Origin of the sequence: Spirillospora sp. NPDC049652, from assembly GCF_040675125.1 — a bacterium.
Classification (GTDB): Bacteria; Actinomycetota; Actinomycetes; order Streptosporangiales; family Streptosporangiaceae; genus Spirillospora.
Map to the genome: position 1 here is coordinate 1 of NZ_JBFAOF010000623.1, position 4,387 is coordinate 4,387.

Below are 4,387 nucleotides of genomic sequence, written 5' to 3' on the forward strand. Positions count from 1 at the left end.
CCTGGCGCCGCTGGCCGGCGCGCTCTGCGACCGGACCTCCGGCCGGTTCGGCCGCCGCCGTCCCTGGATGGTCGGGGGCGCGTTCGCCTGCATCGGCACGCTGCTGTTCAGCGGCGCGCAGCACACGGTCGCCGGGGTCGCGTTCGGGTCGTTCCTGCTGTCGGTGAGCATCATGGTGATGGGCGCGGGCCTGAACGCGGTCGTGCCCGACCAGGTTCCGGCCGCGCAGCGCGGCGTCGTGCTGGGATGGGCGATGGTCCCCCTGGCGGGCGCGCTGATCCTCGGCGGGGTGCTGATCGGGCTCGTCAGCGGGTTCGAGGCCGGTTACCTGGTGATGGCCGCGTTCCCGCTGACCGTCCTGCTGTTCGGGTTCTGGGTGAGGGACACACCGCTGCCCAGGGGCGGTCGCGAGCCGTTCTCGCTGAGAATCTTCCTGCGGGGCTACCGCGTCAGCCTGAAGGACGACCCGGACTTCGTCTGGGCGCTGGTCTCCCGCTTCGTCATGTCGCTCGGCTACGGGCTCGGCACCCTCTACCTGCCCTACTTCCTGGACGACGTCCTGCACTACGAGCGGTTGTTCCCGGGCCGGTCGAGCGAGGACGGGCTGCTCATCGTGATCGGCATCAACGCGGTCTCGACCGTCGCCATGGTGATCATCGGCGGGTGGCTGTCGGACAAGCTCGGCAGGCGCCGCCTGCCGGCGTTCCTCGGCGGGCTGACGATGGGCGTCGCGGCGGTCCCGCTGGCCCTGTCCCCGACCTGGACGATGACGCTGGTGGCGGCCGTCATCCTCGGCCTGGGCTACGGGGTGTACCTGGCGGTCGACACGGCGCTGGTCACCGAGGTGCTCCCCGCCTCCGAGGACCGGAGCAAGGACATGGCGCTCGGCAACCTGATGGGGTCGCTTCCCTACGTCCTCGTCCCTCCGATCGCCTCGCTCCTGATCGGCGATCTGGGGGGCTATCCGGCGCTGTTCCTGAGCTCGGCCGCGATGTCGGTGGGCGGGGCGGCCCTGGTGTGGAAGGTCAAGGGTGTCCGCTGACCCGGGCCGGCGGCAGGGCCGGCCGGCGTGGCCGACTGGCGTGGCCGGCCGTCAGCCCGTCCGCAGTGACCGGATCCGATCGTCGAGGTAGCTGTTGAGAACGCGTTTGCACTCGGCGATCAGCTGGGGGTCGCCCTGCGGGTCGGTCCGGAAGGCCAGGTTCAGCACGCTGTCCGCGCATTCCAGCGCCACCCGCAGCGCGATCTCCAGTTCGGCGTCGTCCCGGATGCCGACCAGGGACGTGGCCAGTTCGCGGAGCCGTCCGGCGACGGCGGTGTTGTTGTCCAGGGTCGGATCGAGGGCGTGGTCCTGGCCGGCGGCGCCGAAGTCGATGACGTTGAAGCCGGGGACCGTCCGGCGCATGGCGACGAACTCGTCGACGGCCACGTCCACCGCGGCCGGGATGTCCCCGGGCCGTTCGCGTTCCAGCCGGCCCGCGACCCGTTCGACGAACAGCTCCAGGTTGCGGGCGGCGAGCGCGCCGAGCAGCCCTTCCTTGTCGGAGAAGAACTGGTACAGGGTGCCGATGGGCACCTCGGCGCGGCGGGCGACCTCCTTGGTGGTCAGCGCGACCAGGCCGACCTCCTCCAGCACTTCGGCGCAGGCGTCCAGCAGCCGCTCGAAGCGCTCGACGCTGCGCTTCTGGACGGGCCGGCGGCGCTGGGCCCCCACGGTGCGCTCCTGATTCACCCGCCCATCATTCCATCGCTCCCGTCACTACGAGTGAACCTCATATCTGGAGGACAGGCATGACCCTGAACCATCTGCCCGCGGACTTCGTCTGGGGCGCCTCGACGGCGTCCTACCAGATCGAGGGCGCCACCAAGGAGGACGGCCGCGGCCCGTCGGTGTGGGACACCTTCACCGCACGGCCCGGTGTGATCCGCGACGGGCACACCGGTGACGTCGCCTGCGACCACTACCACCGGTACGAGGAGGACCTCGCGCTGATGGCCGAGGCCGGGCTCACCGGCTACCGCTTCTCGATCGCCTGGCCCCGCGTCCAGCCGACCGGCCGCGGCGAGGTCAACCCCAAAGGCCTGGACTTCTACGACCGCCTGGTGGACGGCCTGCTCGCGCGCGGTGTCGAACCCTTCCCCACGCTGTTCCACTGGGACCTCCCCCAGGGCCTGGAGGACGACGGCGGCTGGCTGAACCGCGACACCGCGTACCGCTTCGCCGAGTACGCCGCCATCGCGGCGGCCAGGCTGGGCGACCGCGTGACGAACTGGATCACGCTGAACGAGCCGTTCATCCACATGGTCTGGGGCTACGGCCTCGGCACCCACGCGCCGGGCCGCGCGCTGATGGTCGACTGCCTGCCGGTCGCCCACCACCAGCTGCTGGGGCACGGGCTCGCGCTGCGGGAACTGCGTGAGCGCGGCCTCCAGGTGATGATCGCCAACAACTGCACCCCGGTCTGGCCCGCCTCGCAGTCGCCCGCCGACCTCGCGGCCGCCGAGGCCTACGACAGCCTGCACAACCGCCTGTTCGCCGACCCCCTCTTCACCGGGGCCTACCCCGACCTGTCCGCCTTCGGCGTCGACGCCGCCCTCGGCGGCTCCGTCCAGGACGGCGACCTCGAACTGATCTCCGCTCCCCTGGACGCCCTCGGCGTCAACTACTACAACCCCACACGCATCCAGGCCCCCACGGCCGAGGGCCTCCCGTTCGAGGAGGCACCGATCGACGGCTACCGCCGCACCGCCTTCGACTGGCCCGTGGTCCCCGACGGCCTCCGCGAACTCCTCGTCCTGCTGAAGGAGCGCTACCCCGCGCTCCCCCCGGTCCACATCACCGAGAACGGCTGCTCGGTGAACGACGTCGTCACCGAGGACGGCACCGTCCCCGACACCGACCGCATCGACTACCTGGACACCCACCTGCGGGCCGTCGACGCCGCCGTGGCCCAGGGCGTGGACGTGCGCGGCTACTTCACCTGGACGCTGATGGACAACTTCGAATGGGCCGAGGGCTTCCACCAGCGCTTCGGCCTCGTCCATGTCGACCACGACACCCAGGTCCGCACTCCGAAGGCCTCCTTCGCCTGGTACCGCGACCTCATCAAGGCCCACCGCACCTGAGCCACGCGCGCCCCGCCGCAGGCATGTCGCCGAGGGCGGGTCAGTACTCGTAGGTCTGGATCAGGGGTGGGTGGCCGTTCCAGGATGCGATGACCGAGGAGCCGTGGGTGCCATCGGTCAGTTCCACGCGCAGCCAGGTCGTCTGGTGCCAGACCTGGCTGCGCACACCTGGATTCGGCGATGCCGAGACGAGGCGTGCACCTGCCGGACTCAGCTCCAGCACGACCCGTCCGGATCGGACGATGACCACCCGCACGTTGCGGCCGTCTCGGCCTCTGCCCTTGCTGCCGCCGGAGGGACCGCCCTGGGCAGGAGGCCGGGGACGCGTCTCCGCGTTCTTCGACCGGTGTGGGGCGGGGGCGATGGACCGTGTCGACGGAACGACCATCGCTTTCAACTGAACTGACGGCGGTTGAGTGCCCGGTTCCTCGGGCTGGACCGGGTGGTTCGGCGTCAGCGCGCCGCCGCGCGGGGCGCTGTCGGGGGTGATCGTCCAGGCGATGCCCAGCCCGGCCAGGGGCACGAGGAGCCCGATGGCTGCGAGGCGTGGCTTGACCAGGATGCGCGCACCGCGTGCTCCGGCCGAGGGGCGCGGGCTGGTGCGGGAGGGCGGGGGCGAGTCGTCGGCCGGCGTTGGAGCGGCCGTGGGCGGAGTCGGCTCTTGGCGTCCGCCGACACCCGCCCAGAGCGGCAGCGCGTGCCGTCCGGGGAGTCGCCGGTGCGGGGCGGCCGGACGGCGCGGCGATTCCGCCCGGTGGCGAGGGGACGGGGTGGAGCTGGGCATGAGTCGATCACCGTGAAAGGGAAGAGGGCGGCCGGCCTGCGAACGGAGGGGCCGAAGAGCACTCTCACCGGCGGTCCCCGTGCACGTCAACCCGGTCGGCGGTCCCCTAGGGCACTCCACATGCTCTCTTCAGGAGCTCTTAAGGAGACCTGACTTACGATCTCGCCCTGTTCGTGGCGGTTTGAGCTGCCGCCGAGGCTCCGGGGCTTAAGGAAGATTCGTGAGGGTTCACACGCGTCCAGACTCGTCCATCCACCGGATCAGGCGTTCCGGTGCCGCGCTCACCTCGGGCGCCGCGTTGCTGGGGGCGCCGTTGGTCGCGGTCGGGACGGCGGCCGCCGACACCGCGCCGGCGAGCGGGACGCCCGCGACGATGAGCGCCGACCCGCTGCCGACCTGGCAGGTCGACGGCGTCGTCTGGAGCATGGCGACGGTGGGCGACACGGTCTACGCGACCGGCAACTTCAGCAAGGCCCG

The 4,387-nt window shown here is 71.4% G+C and carries 5 protein-coding genes; 3 read left to right on the top strand and 2 right to left on the bottom strand.

The window, feature by feature from the left end:
• Positions 1–1,042: MFS transporter (locus tag AB0J52_RS29295; protein WP_500185767.1), on the top strand; the 1,042-nt coding region annotated here is incomplete at its 5' end.
• Between the two features lie 51 nt (positions 1,043–1,093).
• On the opposite strand, the gene AB0J52_RS29300 is transcribed toward AB0J52_RS29295, so the two are convergent.
• Entirely contained in the window at positions 1,094–1,714 is a 621-nt protein-coding gene (locus AB0J52_RS29300; RefSeq protein ID WP_500185768.1) for a TetR/AcrR family transcriptional regulator, read from the bottom strand.
• A 77-nt stretch (positions 1,715–1,791) separates the two neighbouring features.
• On the opposite strand from AB0J52_RS29300, the gene AB0J52_RS29305 reads away from it, so the two are divergent.
• On the top strand, positions 1,792–3,126 hold the full coding sequence (locus AB0J52_RS29305) for a GH1 family beta-glucosidase (RefSeq protein ID WP_500185769.1): 1,335 nt from the start codon (positions 1,792–1,794) through the stop codon (positions 3,124–3,126).
• A 40-nt stretch (positions 3,127–3,166) separates the two neighbouring features.
• Here the strand turns inward: AB0J52_RS29305 and AB0J52_RS29310 are convergent, their stop codons facing one another.
• Positions 3,167–3,910: a hypothetical protein gene (locus tag AB0J52_RS29310; protein ID WP_500185770.1), complete on the bottom strand. Its 744-nt coding sequence runs from the start codon at positions 3,908–3,910 to the stop codon at positions 3,167–3,169.
• A 220-nt stretch (positions 3,911–4,130) separates the two neighbouring features.
• Between AB0J52_RS29310 and AB0J52_RS29315 the strand changes: the two genes are divergently transcribed.
• Positions 4,131–4,387 (top strand): hypothetical protein (locus AB0J52_RS29315; RefSeq protein ID WP_500185771.1); only part of this gene is annotated, 257 nt, incomplete at its 3' end.

What these genes read in the sequence shown, in the direction of transcription:
- AB0J52_RS29305 (WP_500185769.1), top strand. Translation starts at nt 1,792, where the DNA reads ATGACCCTGAACCATCTGCCCGCGGACTTCGTCTGGGGCGCCTCGACG.
- AB0J52_RS29310 (WP_500185770.1), bottom strand. Translation starts at nt 3,910, where the DNA reads ATGCCCAGCTCCACCCCGTCCCCTCGCCACCGGGCGGAATCGCCGCGC.